This is a genomic window from Chitinophagales bacterium (assembly GCA_017303415.1).
Taxonomy (GTDB): Bacteria; Bacteroidota; Bacteroidia; order Chitinophagales; family Chitinophagaceae; genus SpSt-398.
Genome location: JAFLBJ010000002.1, coordinates 20,823 through 44,747, shown reverse-complemented (window position 1 = coordinate 44,747; position 23,925 = coordinate 20,823). Strand labels below are relative to the sequence as shown.

The 23,925-nt window shown below is 47.2% G+C and carries 18 protein-coding genes; 6 read left to right on the top strand and 12 right to left on the bottom strand.

Going from position 1 to position 23,925, the window contains the following annotated elements; all coding sequences use genetic code 11:
* Nucleotides 1–6 precede the first annotated feature (6 nt).
* The 7 genes from murD to mraZ all read right to left on the bottom strand — a co-directional run bounded on the left by murD (nt 7) and on the right by mraZ (nt 8,241).
* Nucleotides 7–1,347: a UDP-N-acetylmuramoyl-L-alanine--D-glutamate ligase gene (gene murD, locus J0M30_13950; protein MBN8668598.1), complete on the bottom strand. Its 1,341-nt coding sequence runs from the start codon at nt 1,345–1,347 to the stop codon at nt 7–9.
* 200 nt (nt 1,348–1,547) lie between these two features.
* Nucleotides 1,548–2,825 carry a phospho-N-acetylmuramoyl-pentapeptide-transferase gene (locus tag J0M30_13945; protein MBN8668597.1) on the bottom strand — a complete coding sequence of 426 codons (1,278 nt, stop codon included), beginning with the start codon at nt 2,823–2,825 and terminating at the stop codon, nt 1,548–1,550.
* A gap of 25 nt (nt 2,826–2,850) precedes the next feature.
* Nucleotides 2,851–4,317 carry a UDP-N-acetylmuramoyl-L-alanyl-D-glutamate--2,6-diaminopimelate ligase gene (locus tag J0M30_13940; protein ID MBN8668596.1) on the bottom strand — a complete coding sequence of 489 codons (1,467 nt, stop codon included), beginning with the start codon at nt 4,315–4,317 and terminating at the stop codon, nt 2,851–2,853.
* 10 nt (nt 4,318–4,327) lie between these two features.
* Nucleotides 4,328–6,439 (bottom strand): transpeptidase family protein, encoded by a 2,112-nt coding sequence (locus J0M30_13935; protein MBN8668595.1) that lies wholly within the window; start codon nt 6,437–6,439, stop codon nt 4,328–4,330.
* Nucleotides 6,440–6,515: 76 nt separating this feature from the next.
* Nucleotides 6,516–6,848: a hypothetical protein gene (locus tag J0M30_13930; GenBank protein MBN8668594.1), complete on the bottom strand. Its 333-nt coding sequence runs from the start codon at nt 6,846–6,848 to the stop codon at nt 6,516–6,518.
* A complete protein-coding gene (rsmH, locus tag J0M30_13925) occupies nt 6,849–7,772 on the bottom strand; it encodes a 16S rRNA (cytosine(1402)-N(4))-methyltransferase RsmH (protein ID MBN8668593.1) in 924 nt (307 codons plus the stop codon). It abuts the gene before it with no gap.
* 7 nt (nt 7,773–7,779) lie between these two features.
* The gene (gene mraZ / locus J0M30_13920; protein MBN8668592.1) at nt 7,780–8,241 is read right to left on the bottom strand and encodes a division/cell wall cluster transcriptional repressor MraZ; all 462 of its coding nucleotides are present in this window, start codon (nt 8,239–8,241) and stop codon (nt 7,780–7,782) included.
* Nucleotides 8,242–8,667: 426 nt separating this feature from the next.
* Between mraZ and J0M30_13915 the strand changes: the two genes are divergently transcribed.
* Nucleotides 8,668–9,912, top strand: a complete 1,245-nt coding sequence (locus tag J0M30_13915) for an S-adenosylmethionine:tRNA ribosyltransferase-isomerase (protein MBN8668591.1) — start codon at nt 8,668–8,670, stop codon at nt 9,910–9,912.
* Between the two features lie 262 nt (nt 9,913–10,174).
* Here J0M30_13915 and J0M30_13910 read toward each other — a convergent pair whose 3' ends face one another.
* Entirely contained in the window at nt 10,175–11,410 is a 1,236-nt protein-coding gene (locus J0M30_13910; protein ID MBN8668590.1) for a HAMP domain-containing histidine kinase, read from the bottom strand.
* A gap of 204 nt (nt 11,411–11,614) precedes the next feature.
* Here J0M30_13910 and J0M30_13905 point away from each other — a divergent pair, with 204 nt between their 5' ends.
* Nucleotides 11,615–12,166, top strand: coding sequence for a YqgE/AlgH family protein (locus J0M30_13905; GenBank protein MBN8668589.1), 552 nt, complete (start codon nt 11,615–11,617; stop codon nt 12,164–12,166).
* 110 nt (nt 12,167–12,276) lie between these two features.
* On the opposite strand, the gene atpC is transcribed toward J0M30_13905, so the two are convergent.
* The 4 genes from atpC to J0M30_13885 all read right to left on the bottom strand — a co-directional run bounded on the left by atpC (nt 12,277) and on the right by J0M30_13885 (nt 18,359).
* Nucleotides 12,277–12,534: an ATP synthase F1 subunit epsilon gene (gene atpC, locus J0M30_13900; protein MBN8668588.1), complete on the bottom strand. Its 258-nt coding sequence runs from the start codon at nt 12,532–12,534 to the stop codon at nt 12,277–12,279.
* Nucleotides 12,535–12,638: 104 nt separating this feature from the next.
* A complete protein-coding gene (locus J0M30_13895; protein MBN8668587.1) occupies nt 12,639–14,138 on the bottom strand; it encodes a F0F1 ATP synthase subunit beta in 1,500 nt (499 codons plus the stop codon).
* Nucleotides 14,139–14,212: 74 nt separating this feature from the next.
* Nucleotides 14,213–16,405, bottom strand: a complete 2,193-nt coding sequence (locus tag J0M30_13890) for a hypothetical protein (protein MBN8668586.1) — start codon at nt 16,403–16,405, stop codon at nt 14,213–14,215.
* Nucleotides 16,406–16,418: 13 nt separating this feature from the next.
* The gene (locus tag J0M30_13885) at nt 16,419–18,359 is read right to left on the bottom strand and encodes a DUF3857 domain-containing protein (protein ID MBN8668585.1); all 1,941 of its coding nucleotides are present in this window, start codon (nt 18,357–18,359) and stop codon (nt 16,419–16,421) included.
* A 146-nt stretch (nt 18,360–18,505) separates the two neighbouring features.
* Here J0M30_13885 and J0M30_13880 point away from each other — a divergent pair, with 146 nt between their 5' ends.
* The 4 genes from J0M30_13880 to J0M30_13865 all read left to right on the top strand — a co-directional run bounded on the left by J0M30_13880 (nt 18,506) and on the right by J0M30_13865 (nt 23,913).
* Complete coding sequence (locus tag J0M30_13880; protein MBN8668584.1) at nt 18,506–19,690, top strand: hypothetical protein; 1,185 nt, start codon at nt 18,506–18,508, stop codon at nt 19,688–19,690.
* Nucleotides 19,691–19,753: 63 nt separating this feature from the next.
* A complete protein-coding gene (gene dnaX / locus J0M30_13875; GenBank protein ID MBN8668583.1) occupies nt 19,754–21,523 on the top strand; it encodes a DNA polymerase III subunit gamma/tau in 1,770 nt (589 codons plus the stop codon).
* 45 nt (nt 21,524–21,568) lie between these two features.
* Nucleotides 21,569–23,209 (top strand): pyruvate dehydrogenase complex dihydrolipoamide acetyltransferase, encoded by a 1,641-nt coding sequence (locus tag J0M30_13870; protein ID MBN8668582.1) that lies wholly within the window; start codon nt 21,569–21,571, stop codon nt 23,207–23,209.
* 107 nt (nt 23,210–23,316) lie between these two features.
* The gene (locus tag J0M30_13865; GenBank protein MBN8668581.1) at nt 23,317–23,913 is read left to right on the top strand and encodes a hypothetical protein; all 597 of its coding nucleotides are present in this window, start codon (nt 23,317–23,319) and stop codon (nt 23,911–23,913) included.
* Nucleotides 23,914–23,925 lie beyond the last annotated feature (12 nt).

Here is a 23,925-nt window from a genome sequence, read left to right as displayed (position 1 = left end):
CTTTACTTATAATTCGCGAACGGCTTGTTTGAACTGATTGCCACGGTCTTCGTAGTTTTTGAACAGGTCAAAACTGGCACAAGCCGGGCTTAACAGGACCACATCGCCTTTGGTAGCTAATTGAAAGGCAGCATGTACGGCTTCTGAGGCGCTGCCTGTGTTTACAATAGGGCATCCAATATTTTTAAATGCTTCGTGGATCTTGGTATTATCTGTACCCAGGCAAACAATGCCTTTCACTTTTTCCTTTACCAGGTCTTCGATCAGGGAATAGTCATTCCCCTTGTCCACACCACCCAGGATGATAACAGTCGGTTTGTTCATGCTTTCCAGTGCATACCAGGTGCTGTTGACGTTGGTTGCTTTACTGTCGTTGATGAACTCTACTCCTCTGACCGTTGATACCGGCTCCATGCGGTGCTCCAGGCTGTGGAATGTTTGCACAGCCTCCCTGATCTTCTCTTTCCGGATATCCATGGTGGCTCCGGCTACACATGCGGCCATAGTATTGTATTGATTATGTTTCCCTTTCAGGGCAAAGTCGTACACACTCATTGAAATGTGTTCATGTCCTGTCCTTACATACACGTCCCCGTCTTTGATAAATGCTCCGTTGGCCAGTTCTTTTCTCATACTAATTGGTAATGGGTTAGAGAGTATTTTAAATTGGTCTATATACTGCATGGTCACTTCGTCATCCGCGCAGTAAATGAAATGGTCACTGCTATCCTGGTTCATCACGATCCGGAATTTGCTGCGGATATAATTCTCGAATTTGTATTCGTAGCGATCCAGGTGGTCTTCAGTGATATTGGTGAGTATCGCCACATCGGGTTTGAAGTGGTGGATATCATCCAGCTGAAAACTGCTGATCTCTGCTACATACAAGGGTTTGGGGTCGGTGGCTACCTGCCGGGCAAAGGAGAATCCAATATTTCCCACCAGCGCGCAATCCAATCCTGCGGTTTTGCAGATATGATAGATAAGCGCCGTGGTGGTGGTTTTTCCATTGCTCCCGGTGATGGCGATGATCCGGCTCTTTCCTTTAAACCGGTAGGCCAGTTCGATCTCGCTGATGACCGGTATCCCTTTCTTTCGGATGGCTTTTACCATCTCATTCTTTTCGGGGATACCCGGGCTCTTCATGATCTCATCGGCAGCCAGGACGATCGAGGAAGTATGTCCGCCTTCTTCAAAGGGGATGCTTTCTTTGATCAATTCCTGTTTCCAACCCTCTTTCAAAGAACCCTGGTCGGAAAGAAAAACATCATAGCCTTGTTGCTTTGCCAGCAACGCAGCCCCGATGCCACTTTCTCCTCCTCCCAGTATGACGAAACGCTCACGCATGCTTCTTCCATTTCTTACAGCGCACGCTCAGATTTTTCAGCGCTGCCTTCTTTTCTCAAAGCGGGCCTGCTATCAGGCCGTCCGCCAGGAGAAATACGTACGGGTGGGGTTCTTCAGAAGTATTGGTTTTAAACTGTACCACACAATCATCATGAATCCGATAGGTTTTTCACAGATGAAACCACGGTGGCTTCAGTATCTTACCGTATTTTAAGTGTTGCGATGGCAAAGGCCACACACAACAGCGTTACGATCCAGAAACGGGTCACGATCTTGGCCTCGTGGTAGCCTTTCTTTTGGTAATGGTGGTGGAGCGGACTCATCAAAAAGATCCGTCTTCCCTCTCCATACTTTTTCCTGGTGTATTTAAAATACCCAACCTGCAACATCACGCTCAGGTTCTCTACCAGGAACACCCCGCAAAAGATCGGGATCAGCAATTCCTTATGCACAATGATGGCAATGGCAGCGATCAATCCACCCAATGTCAGGCTTCCCGTATCGCCCATGAATACCTGGGCGGGATAAGCATTGTACCACATAAACCCTATACTGGCCCCGATCATGGCTGCAATGAATATGGATAACTCCTCCAGCCCCGGGATATACATGATGTTCAGATAGTCAGCGAAATAAAAATTACCACTGGCATAGGCGAATATGCCCAAACAGACCCCGATCAGCGCGGATGTTCCCGAGGCTAAGCCATCCAATCCATCTGTGATATTGGCACCGTTGGATACAGCGGTGATGATGAAGATCACGATGAGGATATACAACACCCAGGCATAATCACGGATCCCTTCGGGAAGAAGTTTGGTATAGTTGAATTCATGAGACCTGACAAAGGGAATGGTGGTGATCGGCTCTTTGGTGACCACAAAAACTTTTTCCTTTCCATCCACGGTCCTGACTTCCATGTCCGGGTTATTGGGATTGAACACCCCCTGGTATTCACGCCAGATCTTTACTTCGCTGTTAAAGATGAGTACAGCCCCGACCGTGATACCCAATCCAACCTGTCCAAGTATTTTAAACCAACCAGCCAGGCCATCTTTGTCTCCCTTTTTATAATTCACACCTTGTTGCTGTGCCAGGCGTTTGGCCCTTAATTTCAAATAATCATCTACAAAACCGATCGCGCCCAGCCAGACCGTGGCGATCAACATCACGATGATGTAAACCGAATTGAGATTGGCCAACAGGATCGTGGGTAATATTATTCCCAGGATGATGATGAAACCTCCCATGGTTGGTGTCCCTTTCTTGCTTTGCTCTCCGGCCAGTCCCAGGTCGCGTACTGTTTCCCCTACTTGTTTTCTTTTCAGGAAGTTGATCAGTCGTTTGCCATAGATCATGGTCACCACGAGCGACAAGAGGAGAGCCAACAACACCCGCGACGTGGTAAAGAGGAACAGGCGGCTACCCGGAAGGTGGATATCCTGTTGCTCGAACCACTGAAACAAATGATATAACATGTTGGCCTGGTTTGTCGGTTTACTTTTATTTTTCCAGTAATGCAAACATCTCCTGCACTACTTCTTTGTCGTCGAAATGATGTCTTACTCCTTTTATCTCCTGGTACTTCTCATGTCCTTTGCCAGCGATCAGGATGATATCCTCAGGTCCTGCCAAACTCACGGCTGTCTTGATCGCTTCACGCCGGTCGGTAATCGAGATCGTCCTTCTTTTTCCTGCACTCCCTAATCCTGCTTCCATATCCCGGATGATCGCATCAGGTTCTTCGGACCGGGGGTTATCGCTGGTCAGGATCACTTTATCACTGTGTTCGGCTGCTACTTCCGCCATCACGGGTCTTTTGGTCTTGTCCCTGTCTCCTCCACATCCAACCACGGTGAACACCCGCTCATTCCCCTTTCTTAGTTTCTTGATCGTGGCCAACACATTCAGCAACGCATCTGGTGTGTGGGCATAATCAACGATCGCCATGATCCTTTCTTTGCGGGAGACGAGATAATCAAATCTTCCTTCGGCTCCCGTGAGCAGGGAAAGATTCCGCAACACATCATGTTTATCTTCTCCCAGACAGATCGCCACTCCATACACCGCCAGCAGGTTGTAGGCATTGAACTCGCCGATCAACCGGAAGTGGACCTCCTGTTCATTCACCGTCATCATCAGTCCGGTCAACCCATTCTCCAGGATCTTCCCTTTAAAATCAGCCATGGATTTAAGGCTGTAGAGATATTTCCTGGCTACGGTATTTTGCAACATCACCGGCCCTCTTTTATCATCCAGATTGCTGATGGCAAAAGCATCGGCAGACAATCCATCAAAAAAGGCCTTCTTCACCCGGATATACTCATCAAATGTTTTGTGGTAATCCAGGTGGTCATGTGTGATGTTGCTGAACAGGGCCCCGGTAAAATGAAGGGCCGTGCTCCGGTGCTGGTGAATGGCATGCGAACTGTTCTCCATGAAAACATGTGTGCATCCCTCATCCACCATTCTCCGCAACAGGGCATTCAGACTAACTGCATCCGGTGTGGTATGCGTAGCAGGAATAACTTCCCTGTTAATGCGGTTCTCCACCGTGCTGATCAATCCACAGTTGTAACCCAGTGATACAAAGAGCTTATATAATAAGGTGGCGATGGTTGTCTTTCCATTGGTTCCGGTTACACCCACCAGCTTCAGCTTTAAGGAAGGCTGTCCATAAAAATTATGGGCCATGATCCCTGCTGCTTCAGCGCTGTTGTTGACCTGGACATATAAAATATCCGGGTTCAGGGTAACCGGTAAGGTTTCGCAAACAATGACCGAGGCTCCGGCCTCTTCGGCTTTCGCCATGAAACTATGTCCATCGGTTGCTGCCCCTTTTACCGCCACAAACAAAGAACTCGGTGTAACTTTTCTTGAATCCAGTTGGATATCCTTTACGGAAGTAGCAGTTTTTCCCACCACTGTCCGGATCGCCACTTTATATAATATATCCTGTACGCTAACCAACTCGAATCATTTATCCTAAAGTCAATTGAATCACCATTCCTTTTGTCAGGGTCGTACCAGCAGGTAATGATTGCTGTTTCACTTTTCCTTTCCCACTTACCTGTACGGTTACCCCTTTCGATTCCAACAACAAAAGCGCATCTTTCAATCCCATACCGGTCAGATCGGGTAATTGCGCCGGTGTCTGGGGTATTTCCCGGACAATGGCATATCCTTTTTCCGGACTTACCCTTGACCAATTTTTACTGTTGGAGGAATCGCGATAAGACATTCCCAGATCGGCATATACTTTACGGATCGCCTGCCCGTTTCCGGCATACATGTACTGACTGCTGTCGCTGGTAAATGTGATCTGTTGTCCAGCTTTTTTCTCCACCTGCTGATTATACAGTTTGGTCGCGATCTCACGGAACACCGGCGCGGCCAGTTGTCCGCCATAGTGATAAAACGCATGGGGTTGGGTACGAATGACCACGATACAGGTGTATTGAGGATCATTGGCCGGAAAATAACCAACAAAAGAGGCTTGATAGATCCTGTCTGCATATTGAATCTTCCCATCGGCCACATGTGCCGTTCCTGTTTTTCCTGCTACTGGGAAATTGATCCCCTGAAATGCGGGCCGTCCCGTTCCTTCGGTGATCACCATTTCCATGGACTCTTTGGCAGTACGGATCACGGCTTCATCTGCTATCCTTTCCTCCAACACTTCGGGTTGAAATTCTTTAACAGGGATACCATTCTGCAGGATTCGGTTGACGAGATAAGGCTTCATCATCCGCCCATTGTTGGCAATGGCATTGTAAAAGGTAAGGGTCTGAAGAGGGCTTAACCTTATCGCATACCCAAAGCTCATGGTAACAAGATCAATCAACCCTTCTCTATTCTTCTTCAGTACGGCATGACGCGGTTTTTCTTCCCCTATCAGATCGATCCCTGTGCGTTGATCGAGGTGGTACTTTGTGAGGTAGTCTTTGAATTTGGCTGGATTCGATCCAAAGGTTTTATAGGCCAATTTACCCATACCTACATTGGAACTATGCGCAAAACACTCTTTTACAGTGAGCACTGGTTTGGGAGAACGTTCAGCATCCGGCACATCCCGAACATTACCAACCATGGCATGTCCTGCCGTCCCAACTTCAACCAGGTCGTTGGGGCGAACCGTTCCTTCACTCAGCGTGGCAAGCAGGGTGGCCAATTTGATGGTAGAACCCGGCTCAGTCGTGCGCAGGGCATAATTATAATCTTCCCAATAATTGCCATCTGTTTGGCGACCCAGGTTGGCTATGGCTTTGATCTTTCCGGTTTTTGTTTCCATTACGATACAGGTGCCATACTGTGCTTCACTCTCGGTCATCTTGCGCATCAGGGCTGTTTGGGCTATGTCCTGTATCTGTACATCCAGTGTGGTCACAATATCTTTCCCGTTTTCGGGCTCGATCATGTAGCCATCAACGGGAACGGCTGCACCACCGGCAATAAACCGTACCAGTCTTTTTCCGGTTTGTCCTTTCAGCAGCGAATCATAGGTTCTTTCCAACCCCACATTGTCTGCATTCTTCCTGGCCAGTCCAATGGTACGATTTGCCATGAGGCCATACGGCATCAAGCGTTTGCTGTTGACTTCGGCGATCACACCCGAGCGGTTGCGTCCAAGGCGAACAAGAGGGAACTCGCGGAAACGCTTATATTCCTCAAAGGACATCTTTTTCTTAAGTAGGAAATACCGTCTCTTTTCTTTGAATGCTTTTTTCAGTTCACTTACATAGGCGGCTTTGGATTTTTCGCCAAAGGTGACAGCCATGTGATAAGCGAAGGAGTCCAGGTTTTCGCGGAAGCGTTTCCCGTCCTTTTCGCGGAGTCCGTCGGCGGCAAAGTCCATGTAAATATCAAACTCAGGGAGAGAGGTACTCAGCATTTGTCCGTCTTCGCTGTAGATGGTACCCCGGTCAGGTGAAATTTCCTGGATGCGTTGGTGAAGGCTGTCGCTCATGCTTCGCCAGTAGCTGCCCTGCACCCGTTGGATGTAGATCGCTCTACCAAGAACCAGCATACTAAGCAAGCCAATGCCAATAAAGCTGAGGTAGACCCTCCATAATATGTCGCGCCGGATGTCCAATGCTCCGCCAGATTTTTTAGTTGTTATCGTTCTCCAATGCCTTTCGGCCAAATGGTCATCTTCGGTGGCCTGATCCTTAGTTGGCCTGATCGTCGAGTACGGCGGGGGCGTTATCCCCTTCTTTCAGTCCCAGTTTCTCTGCTGCCTTCACCAGTTCACTTCTTTTACTGAGAAACATCACTTCGGCTTTCACATTCTTGTACTCGTATTGCAGTTCTTTTACCTCCCTTGCGGTTTGACTGATCTTGCGGATCGTCTTATCGGCATGGTGTCCATTATAGATATAGATAACCGCCAGCAAAGTCAGAAAAAGAAAGAAGGGCAGTTGTTTAACCAGTGACGGATAGTTCAGCCATCTTTTCCAATCTGGCTTTTGTTCTTTTTCCGTGATGGTATTATTGTCTGCCATTTATATCTTTTCGGCTACCCGGAGCTTGGCGCTTCGGGAGCGTGAGTTTTTCTTGATTTCGTCGGGTGAGGCCACGATGGGTTTTTTGGTAATGACCTTTAGTGTGTTCACCCTGGTTTGCATAGTAAAAGGATTCTCCTCCGCCTCTTCCCAGGTTCCCTGGCGGAAAAAGTTTTTGACCAATCGGTCCTCTAATGAGTGGAATGTGATGATGGCAGCCCGTCCTCCGGGCTTAAGCAGGTCTGGTATTTGTTCCAGTAATTCACGAAGCGCGCCTAATTCATCATTGACCTCGATACGCAGCGCCTGGAATACCTGAGCGAAATATTTATTGGGATTTCCTTTTACCACTCCGCGGAGAGCTGTTTTAAAACCTTCGGTGGTTCGGAGTGAGCTGACGCCCCGGAGACTGACGATTGTTTTGGCCAGGGTTCGGGAGTTGGTCACTTCTCCGTATTGTTCAAACAACTTATGCAGTTGCTGTTCCGAATAGGTGTTGACAACAGTAAACGCTGAAAGTTCCTGCCGCTGATCCATCCGCATATCCAGATCTCCTTCAAACCGGGTTGAAAATCCCCGGGTGGCTTCATCAAACTGGTGGCTGCTTACCCCCAGATCGGCCATGATACCATCCACACTGGATACACCATGTAATTTTAAAAAGCGGCGGAGGTGGCGAAAATTGTGAGGGATAAAGATCATCCGGTCGTCATCGGGGCAATTTTTACGGGCGGCTTCATCCTGGTCAAATACCAGCAGTTTGCCGCCAGGCCCCAATTGCTCCAGCAGATAACGGGAATGGCCGCCACCGCCAAAGGTGCAATCGACATAGGTTCCGTCCGGGTGAAGTTGCAGGGCATCAATCGTTTCCCGGAGCAGGACCGGCACATGATAGGGTTGGTCAATATGGTTCCCCTCATTCATAGTTTGATCAGGCTCCCGGTTTGGGTTTTCCCATCACCTTCTTCGCCAGGTTACTGTAATCTTCCGCAGATAATGAATCAAAGAGCTGGTGGTACTTATTACTATCCCAGATTTCTATCTTTTTTACTGCCGATACCAGGACGATATTCTTATCCAGGCTGGCATATTCCTTCAGGTTGCCGGGTATCAGCAGGCGCCCGGCGGTATCCGGCTCCACGTAAGTGGCCCCGTTCAGGAAGTAGCGCCGGAACCGGCGGGCCTCCTCATCGAACTCGTCGATATTGCTGATCTCTGTAAAGAGCGGCTCCCAGTTGGGAATAGGGTACAAACTCAAACATCTTTCAAATCCCCTGTTGATCACAAACCGATCCTCGGCCCCCTCCGGCAGCTGCTTCTTAAAGCCCGCCGGCAGAAGAAAGCGCCCCTTTGCGTCCAAAGTGGCCTCGAATTCGCCGAGAAAACCTATCATTATCAGTAATTTGTATCAATTTTTATTAGATTGACACAAAATAACACTTTTTCCCACTCATAAATCAAATTTTCATCTTTTTATTTTTTCCACAGGGGGTAAATGGGGTGAAACCCGCTACCAGTAAGGATTATACGCGATGGGGTAAAGTGGGAGACGCTTTTGATGGTGAATAGGGTGTGGATTAGGGTGGAAAAGGTGTGGATTGGAGCGGGAGGAGGATGTTGGATGTTGGATGTTGGATGACGGATGTTGGATGACAGATGACAGATGACAGATGACGGATGACAGATGTTGGACAGCAAGCCTCCCCATCCAACATCCAACATCCAACATCCATCTTCCGTCATCTGTCATCCGTCATCTGTCATCTCTCATCCATCATCCAAAATTCCTACCTTCGTACCCACTACAACAGTTAGTTGTATGAAACCAGACCCCAGCAAAATATCCATCGCGGATTTTACCTATCCGCTACCGGCAGAAAACATTGCCGAATTTCCGCTTACCGAGCGCGATCAGTCAAGACTCCTTATTTACCAGGACGGTGAGATTCGGGAGGATCATTATTCCCATATAGCGGAGTATATACCCCGGGAAGCCCTTATGGTATTCAACGATACCAAAGTGGTGGAAGCACGTCTGTTGTTTCAAAAAGAAACCGGTGGTCAGATCGAAATATTTTGTCTCGAACCCGATGAACGCCATGGCGATATTTCATTGGCCATGCAAACAACAGGTAGTGTATTTTGGAAATGCCTGATTGGCGGAGCTTCCAAATGGAAACCGGGTCAGGTACTCCGAAAAAAATTACGCATAACCGATACGGATATCACACTGGAAGCGCATTACCGGGAAAAAAAAGGTGATCACTTTCTGATCGAATTGATATGGAATAGTGAGCAATTCAGTTTTGCAGAAATATTACATGCCGCAGGTTCGATCCCTCTTCCCCCCTATATCAAAAGAGCTGTACGGGTGGAAGATGCGGAACAATACCAGACCATTTACGCGCATTACGATGGCTCAGTCGCTGCCCCAACTGCAGGCTTACATTTTACCCCGGCCATATTAAAATCGCTAGAGGAACGAAAGATCAAAACAGATTTCATTACACTTCACGTCGGTGCAGGGACATTTATGCCGGTAAAATCGGCCACGATCGCCGATCACGCCATGCATTCGGAGTTTATTCATGTGAACTACAAAACGGTTGAAAATATTCTCGAAAACCACAAGTATATCATCACGGCCGTAGGTACAACCTCGCTGCGTACCATTGAAAGTCTCTATTGGTTGGGGGTCAAAACAAAACTCAATCCCTTTATCCACCCTGCCTCACTGACCCTGGGCCAATGGGAAGCTTATGCACTTGAAAAGGATTCCATGACGGTACCGGTTGCCTTGCAGGCATTATTGACCTGGCTGAAAAGAAATGAAAAGGAGGAATTGATTACCCGAACCCAATTGATGATCGTACCAGGATATAAATTCAGGATCGTAGAAGTATTGGTCACCAATTTTCATCAACCACAATCCACCCTGCTGTTATTGGTGGCCGCAGCCATTGGCCCCGATTGGAAGAAAGTGTATGAATATGCGCTGAAGAAGAACTTCCGGTTTTTGAGTTATGGAGATGGGAGCTTGTTGTATGTGAGGCGTGAGGTGTGAGGCGTGAGGTGTGAGACGTGAGACGTGAGGCGTGAGACGTGAGGCGTGAGACGTGAGGCGTGAGACGTGAGGCGTGAATGGTGAATAGTGAATAGTGAATGGGGAATGGGGAGGAAAATAATGTATAAGCAAAAGGGTCAATAGTTTTCACTATTGACCCTTTTTTATATCTTTCACTATTCACTATTCACTATTCACTATTCACCATTCACTATTCACCATTCACGCCTCACGTCTCACGTCTCACGATTCTCACGCCTCCCTATTTCCTAAAAGGTATCTCCACCGTAAACACACTCCCCTTCCCTACGGTGCTTTCTGCTTTGATGGTGCCGCCATGTGCTTCTACCATGGTTTTGACATAACTCAATCCCAACCCAAAACCTTTTACATTATGCAGGTTGCCGGTATGAGCGCGGTAGAATTTTTCAAAAATGCGACGGATCGTTTCTTTGCTCATACCGATGCCATTGTCTTCGAAAATGATGGTGAGTTTTTTCTTATCGGAAAAGGAGCTGATACGAATTTCGGGGGGCACATGTTGTTTGGCATACTTGACCGCATTGTCGATCAGGTTATTGACCAGATTGGAAAAATGCACCTCATCGGCCTGGATAAGATCTTCGGTGGCCTGGAGATCCAATTCTACTTTGCCCTGTTTTTCCTCTAACTGAAGCGCGAAATTCTGCGCGGTATCCTGTATCACTTCGTGGGCATGTACCGGTGAAAGCATTAATTCCACTTCCTGTTTTTCCATCAAAGCAGCTTTGAGGATGGTTTCCACCTGCCGGTGCATCCGTTGATTCTCCTCTTTGATGATGCTGCTAAAATATTTCATCCGGTCGCGGTCAGATTGCACCTTTTCATTTTTCAAGGCATCCACCGCCAATGAAATGGTGGCCAGTGGTGTCTTGAACTCATGGGTCATATTATTGATAAAATCGTTCTTGATCTCACTGAGTTTTTTCTGCCGCAACATGGTGTTTACAGTCAGAAAGAAGGCCGCAAAAATGATGATGGTAAATAGGATGGCGGTGCCGATCTTCCAGCGTAATTCGCGAAACACCACGGACTTGATATTCGGAATGGCCACGATCAATATTTCGTTTGGAGCGAGGTTCTCCAGAAAACTACCTCCGGGCGCTACAATCGGAAATATGGATTGTTTGCAATGGGTGGTATCGTAACTGAGCTTCTGGTATCCGCTACTTTGCCGTTCGATCACCCCTTCTCCCAGTGAATTGGCTGTTACCAGGGCAAATTCAAATTTTGTTCCTTTCATGCCATTCAGGTCAAAAGCCCGGCTGATCTTTTCGGATATCTCGGTTACTTTAAAACGTTGTCCGATGGTAGGTGGTTTCAATATATCCAGGGAAAAATTGTCCCGTGTAAGCGGGTTGTTAAAACTGGTGGTTTTGTACACCGACAGTTCCTCCCCCACCATCCGGGTAGCGGATACAAGCTGGGCTTCCAGTTGATCCTCTTTGGAAATGGTCATGCTCTTGATCCATGATAACTGGATCAGGATGATTCCAATCAGTGAAATGGAAATAAGAATGATGATTATGGGGAATGTTCTTCTCACAATAGCTTACATTTTCCGGCATGGATTTTATTCCGGAAAACCTGGCAATATTATAGCAAAAATGTAAAATTTACCTACATAGAAAGGTTAAATAGCATTTTGGTGGTAAATTGAATCATGATTGACCCCGGAAAAGGCATATTGCTGATCTCCGATCCGTTTCTTCAGGACCCTAATTTCATGCGCACGGTGGTTTTATTGTGTGAGCATCAGGAAGAGGGCAGTTTTGGATTTGTATTGAACCGGCTCCATTCCACCACCATGGACCAACTAATCCCTGATCTGGATGATCATCCTATCCCTGTTTATTATGGCGGTCCGGTACAATTGGATACCATCCATTTTTTGCATCAATGCCCGGATGATATTCCGGGAGGTATTGAGATCCTCCGAGGGGTGTTTTGGGGTGGTGATTTTTCCCGTGTCATTGAACTGATCAAATCAAATACCCTGGATCAGGATAAGATCCGCTTTTATATCGGGTATTCCGGTTGGAGCCAGGGGCAGTTGACGGATGAAATGAATGAAAAATCCTGGTTAACGGTAAAAGCCGAACCTTCACTCATTTTTCACCCCAATGAAAAAGAGATCTGGAAAGATGCACTACGGCATTTGGGTGGCGACTACGAGATCCTGATCAATTTTCCCATTGACCCCCAACTCAACTGATCCCCATAAAAAAACCTCCCCAGGCGGGGAGGTCAGTCTTGTCATCAATCATGGACCAATTGGGTTTTCCGTCCAATTATGTAAAAATTCCTTTCTGGGGATGAGGTTTCTTATTCAATAGCGTTGGCGCCTTCTACCAGGACCGTAACGCGGTTGTTCAGCACTTCTACAAAACCACCCTGTATCTCAAAATGAGCGAGGTGATTCTGTTTATCCTTCAACACTTTCACCTTGCCGGCCTTGAGGGCGCTGACCATGGGTGCATGTTTCTCCAATACTTCAAAGCTTCCGCTGGTGCCAGGCATTTGCACACCGTAAACTTCACCGCTGAAGAGCTTTTTTTCCGGAGTAAGTATTTCGAGATTCATTTACTATTTAATTTTCACAACTAATAGGATTCCCAAATTTGTCCGAAGTCGGGGGTCCGAGGTCTATACTCTTGACATCGGTCTTCTGACTTCCGACTAGACGCTTATCCCTGAGCTGCGGCCAGCAATTTCTTCCCTTTCTCGATCGCATCATCGATGCTACCAACCAGGTTGAAGGCTGCTTCAGGATAGTCATCTACTTCACCATCCATGATCATATTAAAGCCGCGGATGGTTTCTTCGATGGGAACAAGTACTCCTTTCAGACCGGTAAAGGCTTCAGCCACATGGAAGGGCTGTGAAAGGAAACGCTGTACCTTACGAGCACGGGCAACAGTCATTTTATCTTCATCGCTCAATTCATCCAAACCAAGGATGGCGATGATATCCTGTAATTCTTTATAACGCTGAAGGATCAATTTCACACGGTTAGCGCAATCGTAGTGGGCGTCACCAACCACCTGGGGCATCAGGATACGCGACGTAGAATCCAGGGGATCCACGGCAGGATAGATACCAAGGTCAGCGATCTTACGCGACAATACGGTTGTTGCATCCAGGTGGGCAAACGTAGTAGCCGGAGCGGGGTCGGTCAGGTCATCCGCGGGTACATATACCGCCTGTACGGAAGTGATCGAACCATTCTTGGTAGAAGTGATACGCTCTTGCATCAGACCCATCTCGGTAGCGAGGGTGGGCTGATAACCTACCGCTGAAGGCATACGTCCCAACAGGGCAGATACCTCAGAACCAGCCTGGGTGAAACGGAAGATATTGTCAACGAAGAAGAGAATGTCTTTTCCTTTTCCTTGACCATCGCCATCGCGGAAATACTCGGCAATGGTCAAACCAGAAAGCGCCACACGGGCACGAGCGCCAGGAGGTTCATTCATCTGACCAAACACGAAAGTGGCTTTGGATTCTTTGAGTTCTTCCATGCTCACTTTGCTCAAGTCCCAACCACCAGCTTCCATGCTATGTTTGAAACCTTCGCCATATTTCATAATCCCGGCTTCGATCATCTCACGCATCAGGTCATTTCCTTCACGGGTACGTTCTCCTACCCCGGCAAATACAGAGAGACCGGAATAAGCTTTGGCGATATTGTTAATGAGCTCCTGGATCAATACTGTTTTTCCTACCCCGGCACCACCAAACAGACCGATTTTACCACCCTTTGCATAGGGCTCGATCAGGTCGATTACCTTGATACCGGTAAAAAGTACCTCGGTTGCGGTAGAGAGGTTTTCAAACATGGGGGGCTTGTTGTGAATGGGACGTCCACCCACTTTGGAAACAGCTGGCAAACCATCGATCGGATCACCGGTCACATTGAACAGACGACCGTTGATTCCTTCCCCAACCGGCATGGCAATGGCATTTCCGGTATCCACTACTTCCAGCCCACGAACCAGGCCTTCTGTTCCGTCCATCGCGATACAACGAACACTGTCCTCACCCAGGTGCTGTTGTACTTCAAGTACCAGCACTTCCCCATTGGGCCTCTTGAGTTCCAATGCGTTATAAATTTCTGGGAGTTTGCCGTCAAATTGAACGTCGATAACGGCTCCGATGATCTGTTTTACCTTACCAGCTTTTGCCATACAAGTAAAATTGTAAAGAGGTTAATTTTCAGGCCGCAAAGGTAAGGGGGCGGGTTGAAAATTCCGAAATAAAGTTATTGAGCAGGTTTCAACAAAATGAGGCGGTTGGTGAAGGCATCCGCGGCATCCACAAAGGCCAGCATTTGCCCCCAATTTTCCCGTTTTACCTGACTGGTTTTGTAGATCTTTTGGATATCCAGGGTCAGCACATTATCCTTGACCGAAGCGGAGCTTATAAAGGACCCGGCTTCGGTATCGATATTGTTGGTCAACTCCTTTAAACCATCTACGGTATATCCGGCAGGTATGGTGAAATTGATCTGCCACCGAAGCTTTCGGGGATAACGGAGGTCGGCATCGAATTCACGCAAACGATCATCCTCATTGATATGCAATTGCCCACCCATCAGCCCGGACAGATTAACCAATAGCTTCTTGCCCGCTTTGCGGATCAGCCCTCCTACCTGGAAGGTCTCGCGAAACATCATTTCGGGTTTTTTAAAACTCCGACCCTCCGCCACCATATCAAAATTCTGGTAGGTGACCGGCCCGTCAAATTCCCTTTCCAGTTGTTGCTTCATGTAATCGGGTTTTCTTTCTTTGAACTCATCGGTCAGGGCCTTTTTTTGCTGGTAGAATTGATCGGCATATTTCTGCGGAACCCCTTCCATATCATCCGGTCCAAAATAGGTGCGGCTGTCAGTGAACATATATGGTGTAAACCGCATGGCATATCCACTGTTCCTTTCTTTTTGAATACCGGTATAGGCCGAGGTACGAACCACATTCAGCCATTTTTTTGAGGTGTCAAGGGTCACCTGGCATTGAAATAACCCTTTGTTATCATCAGCCTTTGAATCGGGGATCACAATCTTTTCCGGCAAAGCCTTGATAGTTCCACCCAACACATAGGCCTCGTTCCCGGTCATTCGCTCGTCCACATCATATAAATTCGAATGTTCCGTGGCCTTGAACACAAATTTCCCTTTGACGCGCAGACACCAGGCGAGTTCGGATTCAAATAACAAATTCGCTGGCACCGTAATATTATTGGGGGTTGTTACAACAACCTCCGATGTGATCTTTCTTTCTCCCAGCAATTTGGCCATCAGGTAAACAAATTGTTGATCGGAATAGTAATAGTTGTTGAAGACCTGTGTATGACGGATATAGTAATAGGCCATTTTAATCAAATCCTCTTCCGTAACATCCTTAGCCCCGTTGTTCTTCATCTTGTTCCACAATCCGCCGGCGATCATATCCACCGTGGCGGAGGACCCATACACATAGGTCTTTCCCGTGGCTATATAGTTGGCAAAAGCTTTTTCACCGATCTCCTTGCTATCAAAGCTGGATTTCATTTGCCCCTTGGATCCGGCAAATAATGACTTGATATCACGCCCATCGGTGTAGATGATCTGGAATTTAACCATGGGCAACACGAGGTATTCATTGACAAAATTTCCATCCTTCAGGCGGTCACGGTCTTTGTCCGTCCAGGTATAGACAGTGAAATCACCGTTCATGGATTGTTGAAAATCCGGCGCGCCATTGATGCTTCGCGCGGTGATGAATGAATTATTGTCTGTTTCGATCACGATCTTATGCACCATCAAGGGCATCACTTTCTGGCAGAGTTCATACTGGGGATCAAATGTATAATAGGGTGTTTTCTTAACATCAAGTGTACTGCTCGTTACGGATACAAATTCAAGTTGATCACCGGGCAAGAGATCCGCTACCGGGACTTTATAGTATTCATTTCGATTGCTGACGTTCTGGTCAAAAAAACTTTTGAAGAACTCAGGCACATTATCATTGTCCTCAATACTCACAGCCCTGGTCAGGGGAATCTCTTTTTTGGTGCCATCTGTTTTGTATACCACGGCGCCAAAGCCATCCATTTTGGAACTGTACCGGAAATAGAGTTCCGAAAAATCATTCACCGCCTGACGGTCCTGGAGGATCACTTTCATGTGTTTCCTTTCCACCAACACCAGTTTTTCCTTTCCTCCCAACAGACCTGACCGTTTTTTATCAAAAAGAATATGTTTTTTATAAGCCACGGCTACGGCCGATTCATCCATCCATTTGGCTGGCGATTTGGATACGGTAAAATCCTGATCGGTTTCGGCCCACACTTCTTTGGCATTTTCAGAGAGGGCATCGAGAAAATCTTCGTCGATCATTTCCTGGGCGTACAGTGAATGTCCTGTAGCAAACAGGGATAATAGGAGCAGGATCGACAGGGATCGAATAGATTGCATACTATACGTTCATTTAGCTTTTGGTAATGGTAAGCAGGTAACTGTTGAATTCCCGGATCGATTCCAGGAATACCTTCCAATCGGCAAGCTGATCGGCAGGGATGACACTTTCTTTGATCGTGAGTGTTTTTTTCAACCGCACTTTATTTCCGGTAGTTTCATAACTGCCCTCAAAGGAATATCCTGGTCGGTCGATGGTCAATTTTTCCGGCAGGTCAATACATTTTTTTCCGGCGGGTAGTACCAGCTCGAGTTCATCTTCAAAGGCAAATACCGATTCAAAATCAAATCCTTTCTGCCGTTTATCATCGGGCATATACCGGCTCAGGTTCTTGGGAAAGAAATCAATATGGACATACTGGTCATTGCCAATATTGTTGATATTATTGGACAGGTCAATATCCCCTTCGATGACGACAGGCACTTCGCGATTGGTGAGGTCACTGCTTTTGATCTGGGAGGCTTTCAGGTTTGTATTTCCAAATTCCAATATCTCTTTCAGGTAATCCTGTTGGGCATACAGCGGCATTTCCTGGTAGTGCTGGTGGAAATCCTTTCGCTCATTGCCGGTAAGGGTAAACTTTACATGCCCCTTGAGTGAATTATTCTCCAGTTGCAGTGTTGCGACGGTTCGGATCACATGATCGGTGGCTTTACTTAAGGGCACTTTTACTTCTTCAAAGGCCTCGCCTTTCTCAATCAAAGCCGATTTGCCTTGTATACGATAGGCATCCTCCCCCAGGGGATTGTATTTTTCTGTACCATCCAGGAACCAGACCTTGTTTTTAAAATAAAGGGCGGTGATGGCATGATTGTCTACGCACATAACCGGTATGCTGTGATCATAGGGCAGGTGTCTTGTCCCGATCCAGGTAAAGCGGGCGTCGTACCCTGCGATCTTGAGCATTTCTGTCAACAGGTTGGCCATACCCTTACAGTCACCATATTTTACCGAATAAACTTCCTGTGTGCTGGCAGGAATATAGCCGGCATACCCATCCTCATAGGCGATATAGCGGATATTGTCCTGCACCCAGTAATAGATCGCCTTGATCTTTTCTTCATCTGTTTTCTTATTGGCAGTGATCTGGTTCACCTGGCTCTTGAGTGGAGAGATATCATTTCCCGCCATTTTATAAAGCTGGGAATACCATTTATAAAGATCAGCCGTATTCTGAAACACATTTATTTTTTCAGAACCGTTGGTAAATGATTTTATCTGGGTAAGGATATGCGGATGGGTGTAGGCAATACCCAGGTCATTGGCTTCATTCTTCAAGGCCGGATATTCCTTGATCTTAAAAGAATAAATGGTGGCCTTACCCGAAGGTCGCCGGGTCTTTTCGACTTTGTACCCTTGAAAATTCTTCTCCACAAATTGAATATCCAACCATTCGGGCACTTCATATTCCAGCACTTTTTCTACCACCGGAAAAGGCTCGTGGAAGAAATTCCGGGTCAGGTATTTTCCATCTGTGTATTCACTCACCCAATTCATCTTTGCCACCTTTCCTTTTTCCAAAAATCGGAATGAATAGACCTGTACCCGGCTGTCATCAAAGAAGGTATTTTCATCGGTGACGGACTGGTCGAAACCACGTTTTCCGGTCAGGATATATTTATTCTGGTATTTGTCATACCGGGTAAAGCTTTTCAGTTTGACAAAGCGGTTATGGAATTTATAGTACTGAAAAATGGCAATGTCTTTTAAGCCGATGAATTCGGCTTCGCCGGTTTCTTTTACGGTTACTACGGGTTGTTTTAATTCATTGACCCCTTTTTCAAAGGTGTATTTTTCGGTGATCCGCAGGGCCACATAGGCTTCGTCTTTGAATTTTTTTCGAAGGCGCAGGCTTTCTGTCAGGTCATCCGGTGATACAGCTGATTGCCCACACAGGTTTAAGGCCGGTGCCAGGGTCAAAGCCATGATCAGGGCGAATGCAAAAGATCTCATCTCGGTATGATTTGTTGGAGGATAGATTTGGAAGAGCAATGGATGTATAGGGTGTTTAATGGTTCGTTCTACCAAGGTAGGCAAAGATCGTCATCCCAGCAAGAAACCGGGGCCAAATAAAAGGCAGATAAACATATATTTGCGGCATGCAATTGATCGAGGTAAATGACGGGTCCACCCGCAGGGACTTCCTGAAAGTTAATGCCCTTGTTAATAAGGGAAACCCGAATTATATACGTCCGCTGGACAAGGACATCAATGAAATATTCGATCCGGAAAAGAACAAGTTTTTCCGCCAGGGGGAAGCCATGCGCTGGATACTGAAAGACAGTCGCGGAAAGCTCATTGGCCGCATTGCCGCTTTTACCAATAAAAAATACAAGAACAAAGGCGACGATGTGCCTGTGGGGGGCATTGGTTTCTTTGATTGCATCGAAGACCAGTCGGCCGCCAACACGCTTTTTGATGCTGCCCGTGACTGGCTCAAATCAAAAGGCATGGAAGCCATGGATGGCCCGATCAATTTCGGAGAGCGTGATCGCTGGTGGGGGGTATTGGTAGAAGGGTTTAATCCGCCGGTGTACGGGCTCAATTACAACCCGCCCTATTATTATAAATTATTTGAATCCTACGGGTTTCAGGTATTTTATACCCAGACCTGTTTTGCGGTGGACCCCGATCTGCCGGTGAGCCAGAAGATCAAAGACCGGCATGCCCTTTTATCCAAAGACCCGGGCTATCGCGCGGAACATATTCGCAAGAACAAGCTGGAAAAATATGCAGCCGATTTTACAACGGTATATAACAAGGCCTGGGCAGGACATAGCGGTTTGAAGCAAATGAAAAAAGAGCAGGTATTGACGCTGTTCCGCAAAATGAAGCCGGTGATGGATGAAAAAGTAGCCTGGTTTGTATATTATAATAATGAACCGGTCGCCATTTTTCTCAATATCCCCGATCTCAACCAGTGGTTCAAATACCTGAATGGTAAATTCGATCTCTGGCACAAACTCAAATTCCTCTGGTATAAAGCCACCAAACCCAACCGGAGTTTTTGCGGACTGATATTTGGCATTGTCCCTGAATTTCAGGGCACTGGCGTGGATGCATACATCATCAATGAAGCGGCACTGACCATCCAGCCCCTGAAACAATACACCCGGTATGAAATGCTCTGGATCGGTGACTTCAACCCGAAAATGATCAATGTGGCCGAGAACTTCGGCGATACCTACCGAAGCCGAAAATTACATACCTACCGGTTTTTGTTTGACCGGACAAAAGAGTTCAAAAAGCATCCGATACTTGAATTCAGAAAAGGCGAAAGCTAATCGCTAATAACTAAAAGCTAATCATTTTTAGCTCTTCCCTTTTCTTTAACTTGCACCTTCGCTATGGAGAAGTTCATCGTTTCGGCACGAAAATACAGGCCCCAACTGTTTGATACAGTGGTGGGGCAGGCACATATTACCACAACGCTCAAAAATGCCATCAAACAGAATCAATTGGCCCATGCCTTCCTGTTTTGTGGACCAAGAGGTGTAGGTAAGACCACCTGTGCGCGTATTCTCGCCAAAACGATCAACTGTGAGAACAGGACCAAAGATGGGGAAGCCTGTAATACCTGTAATTCCTGTACCTCTTTTAATGAAGGTACTTCGATGAATATCCATGAACTGGATGCGGCGTCGAACAACTCGGTGGATGATATCCGCACCCTGGTGGAACAGGTTCGTTTTGCCCCACAGGCCGGCAAGTATAAAGTGTATATCATTGACGAGGTACACATGCTTAGTTCGGCTGCCTTCAATGCTTTTCTAAAAACCCTGGAAGAGCCCCCCTCCTACGCTATTTTCATTCTGGCCACAACGGAGAAACATAAGATCCTTCCCACGATCCTCAGCCGATGCCAGATCTTTGATTTCAAGCGGATCACGCTGAACGATACGGTTGAGCATCTCGAAGAAATCTGTCAGAAAGAAACGATTAAATCCGATAAAGCCGCCTTACAGGTTATTGCCCAAAAGAGCGAAGGTTGTATGCGGGATGCGTTGAGTATACTCGATAAGATCGTCAGCTTCACTGGCGGGGAACTCAATTATACCAATACACTCGAACACCTGAATATCCTGGATGCGGATTATTATTTCCGGTTGCTCGATCTTATGTTGGAGCAGGACCTGGCCGGTACCCTGGTACTGTTTGACGATATCAACCGCAAGGGATTTGAAGGTGATATGGTGATCAATGGATTTGCCGAATTCATCCGGAATTTATTGGTCTGCAAAGACGAAAAAGCTGCCGCCTTACTCGAAGTCGTGGAAAGCTTCCAGGATAAATACCGGGAAAAGGCCGCCCGGGTAAGCACCGCCTGGCTGATCAGTGCCCTGAATATTCTCGGGGAGGCTGAGTTGAATTACAAAGCGGCCCGCAATAAGAAGCTGCATGTTGAATTGGCCCTGATCAAACTCTCCTATCTGCAGCAAGCCCTGGAGATCACCGCTGAGGAAGGCGGTTTGGTAAAAAAAAAACAACTTGACCAGGTAAGACCGGTAAATTTCCGCAAGCTTACCCCATTGGAGGTAAAAACGACTGAAAAGGCCTCACCGGTTACCAAACAACCGGTTTCCACCTCTCCTAAACTCGTTATTGAAACCCCACCTGCCCGTAAAGAGCCTGTTACCGAACGGGCTCAGCCGGGTATCGCCGGAAAGCTCAGTGCACTCAATAAGATCCGAACCAAGGTGGGAGGCCCTGCTGGAACGGAAGCCGCTACTCAGGCTCCACAGGTATTGGAGGAAAAAGCACTACAGGAAGCCTGGAATGCATTTATTGCCAAGCTAAAGGAAGAAAAGAATTCAGCCGCCCAGCCCTTTCAGTTGGCCAGTTTACGGATCACTTCGGCCAATAGTTTTGAGGCCATCACCAATAATAACCTGGAACAAAAGTTCCTGGATAAAGAGCGGATACATGCCAGTGAATTTCTCCAGCAACAATTGAATATCCGCCCTATCCAGTTCACGATCCTCATCGAGGAAAACCCCGATCAGAAACCCAAAGCGGATGCCCCACCCACCATTCGCGAGCAATACCTGGAAATGGTGAAGGACCATCCCCTGGTCAAAGAGCTGCGCGAGCGGCTGGGATTGGAACTGGACTACTGATTGATTCCCTATTTTACCTTAATTTCGAGCCAAAATTTGCTTTACATGGCTGAAACGATTTTAATGCCCAGGCTAAGTGACACGATGACGGAAGGTGTGATCGCGGCCTGGCACAAAAAAGTGGGCGACCCGGTTAAAAAAGGCGACCTGTTGGCGGAGATCGAAACCGATAAGGCCACCATGGAGTTGGAAAGCTATAAAGATGGCGTATTACTGCATATCGGCACCGAAAAGGGCGGAAAGCTACAGGTAGATGACCTGCTGGCTGTGGTCGGTAGTGCCGGGGAAGATATTTCCGGTATCATTGGTTCAACCGGAGGTAAAAAAGCAGCTCCCAAAAAAGAGGCCCCTGCTCCAGCGGCCGCTCCAACCGCAGCTCCTGCCGCCTCAACACCTGCCTCACCGGCCTTGGATGTTTCCAAAATGGATGAAGTGGTATTGATGCCCCGGCTTAGTGATACCATGACCGACGGCGTGATCGCTTCATGGGCAAAGAAAGTAGGCGATACCGTGAAAAAAGGTGACCTGCTGGCGGAGATCGAAACCGATAAAGCCACCATGGAACTGGAAAGCTATAAGAACGGAACCCTGTTATACGTTGGTGCCGAGAAAGGACAGAAGATCGCTGTAAACGACCTGCTCTGTATCATAGGTGAAAAAGGAAAGGTGGATGTGGATGCTATCGTAGCCGCTGTAAAAGGCGGTGCTGCTGTGGCAACAGCTACAACAGCCGCTGCGGCAGCCGGTCAACCCGCCGCGGAGGCAAAATCAACGGAGGTGGCTGCTGTTCAGGAATCACAACATAACGGAAGGGTAAAGGCCTCCCCGCTTGCCCGCAAACTTGCAGCCGATAAAGGCATTGATATCTCCCGCGTACATGGCTCCGGCGACGGTGGCCGTATTGTAAAGGCCGATATCGATAATTTCAAAGCCTCCCCTGCTCCCGAAAAAGCTTCCGCGACGTCATCATCGGCGCCCGTCGTTGCTTCCGGACCAGTAGGTCAGGTAAGCTTTGAAGATGTGCCGGTATCCCAAATGCGTAAGATCATTGCTAAACGCTTGGCAGAAAGCAAATTCACTGCCCCCCATTTTTATTTGACCATGGCCATTGATATGGATAAAGCGGTAGAGAGCCGGGCAAAGATCAATGAAGTGGCACCCGTTAAGATCTCCTTTAATGATATGGTGCTGAAAGCCTGTGCGCTGGCACTGAAACAACACCCCGCTGTCAACAGCAGTTGGATGGGTGACCATATTCGTAAAAATCATCATGTAAATATTGGCGTTGCTGTAGCAGTAGAAGATGGATTGCTGGTGCCTGTGGTACGGTTTGCCGATGGCAAATCTTTGTCGCAGATCGCCTCCGAAGTGAAAACATTTGCCCAGAAAGCCAAGGATAAAAAATTGCAACCAGCTGATTGGGAAGGAAACACTTTCACCATTTCCAATCTGGGGATGTTTGGGATCGAGGAATTTACAGCTATCATCAATCCACCGGATGCATGCATCCTCGCAGTTGGCGCCATTAATCAGGTGCCCGTAGTCAAAAATGGTTCTGTGGTTCCTGGAAATGTGATGAAAGTGACTTTGAGTTGCGATCACCGTGTGGTAGATGGCGCAACGGGTTCTGCATTCCTGCAAACATTGAAGTCCCTGTTGGAAGAGCCATTGCGGATGCTTGTGTAGATTGTTTTTTCCTCCTGAAAAAGTCAGAAAAAAATCATTTTATAATGTCCTGGTTTTCCACCGGGACATTTTCTTTTTAGTTAATTTCGGTCATCAACCTTATTAACATGCTACTTGACATAACAGGCTGGTGGAATGCCCTGGATTCTTTTGAAAAGATCATTTGGACCATCGCCTTAATTTTCTCCCTTTTATTTCTTGTACAAACGATCATGTCCTTTGTTGGCGGGGATTCTTCCGACACAGATTCGATTGGTGATTCAGATGAAGCCATTGGAGACGATGATGGTGTCGGCACCCAGTATTTTACCATCAAAAACCTGATCGCTTTTTTTACCATGTTTGGCTGGGCTGGAGTAGCGGCCTATTCAAGTGGCTATGGAAAAGGTGTCAGTATACTGATCGCATTACTGGCGGGGTTAGGTATGGTGGCCCTGATGATTCTCTTGTTGCGTAACGTGGGACGTTTAAAGGAAAGCGGAACCATGGAGATCAATAATGCTGTCGGGAAACTGGGAGAGACCTATATACCCATTCCTGCCAAAAACGAAGGTGCTGGCAAGGTGCGGATCACTATTCAGAATTCCTTACACGAAATAAAAGCCATTACGGAAGATGAGGTAACAATTCCAACGGGCAAAATGATCAGAGTCCTGAGGATATTAAATAATGAGATACTGGTTGTTACTGCACACTTATCCTAATAAATTAAACTG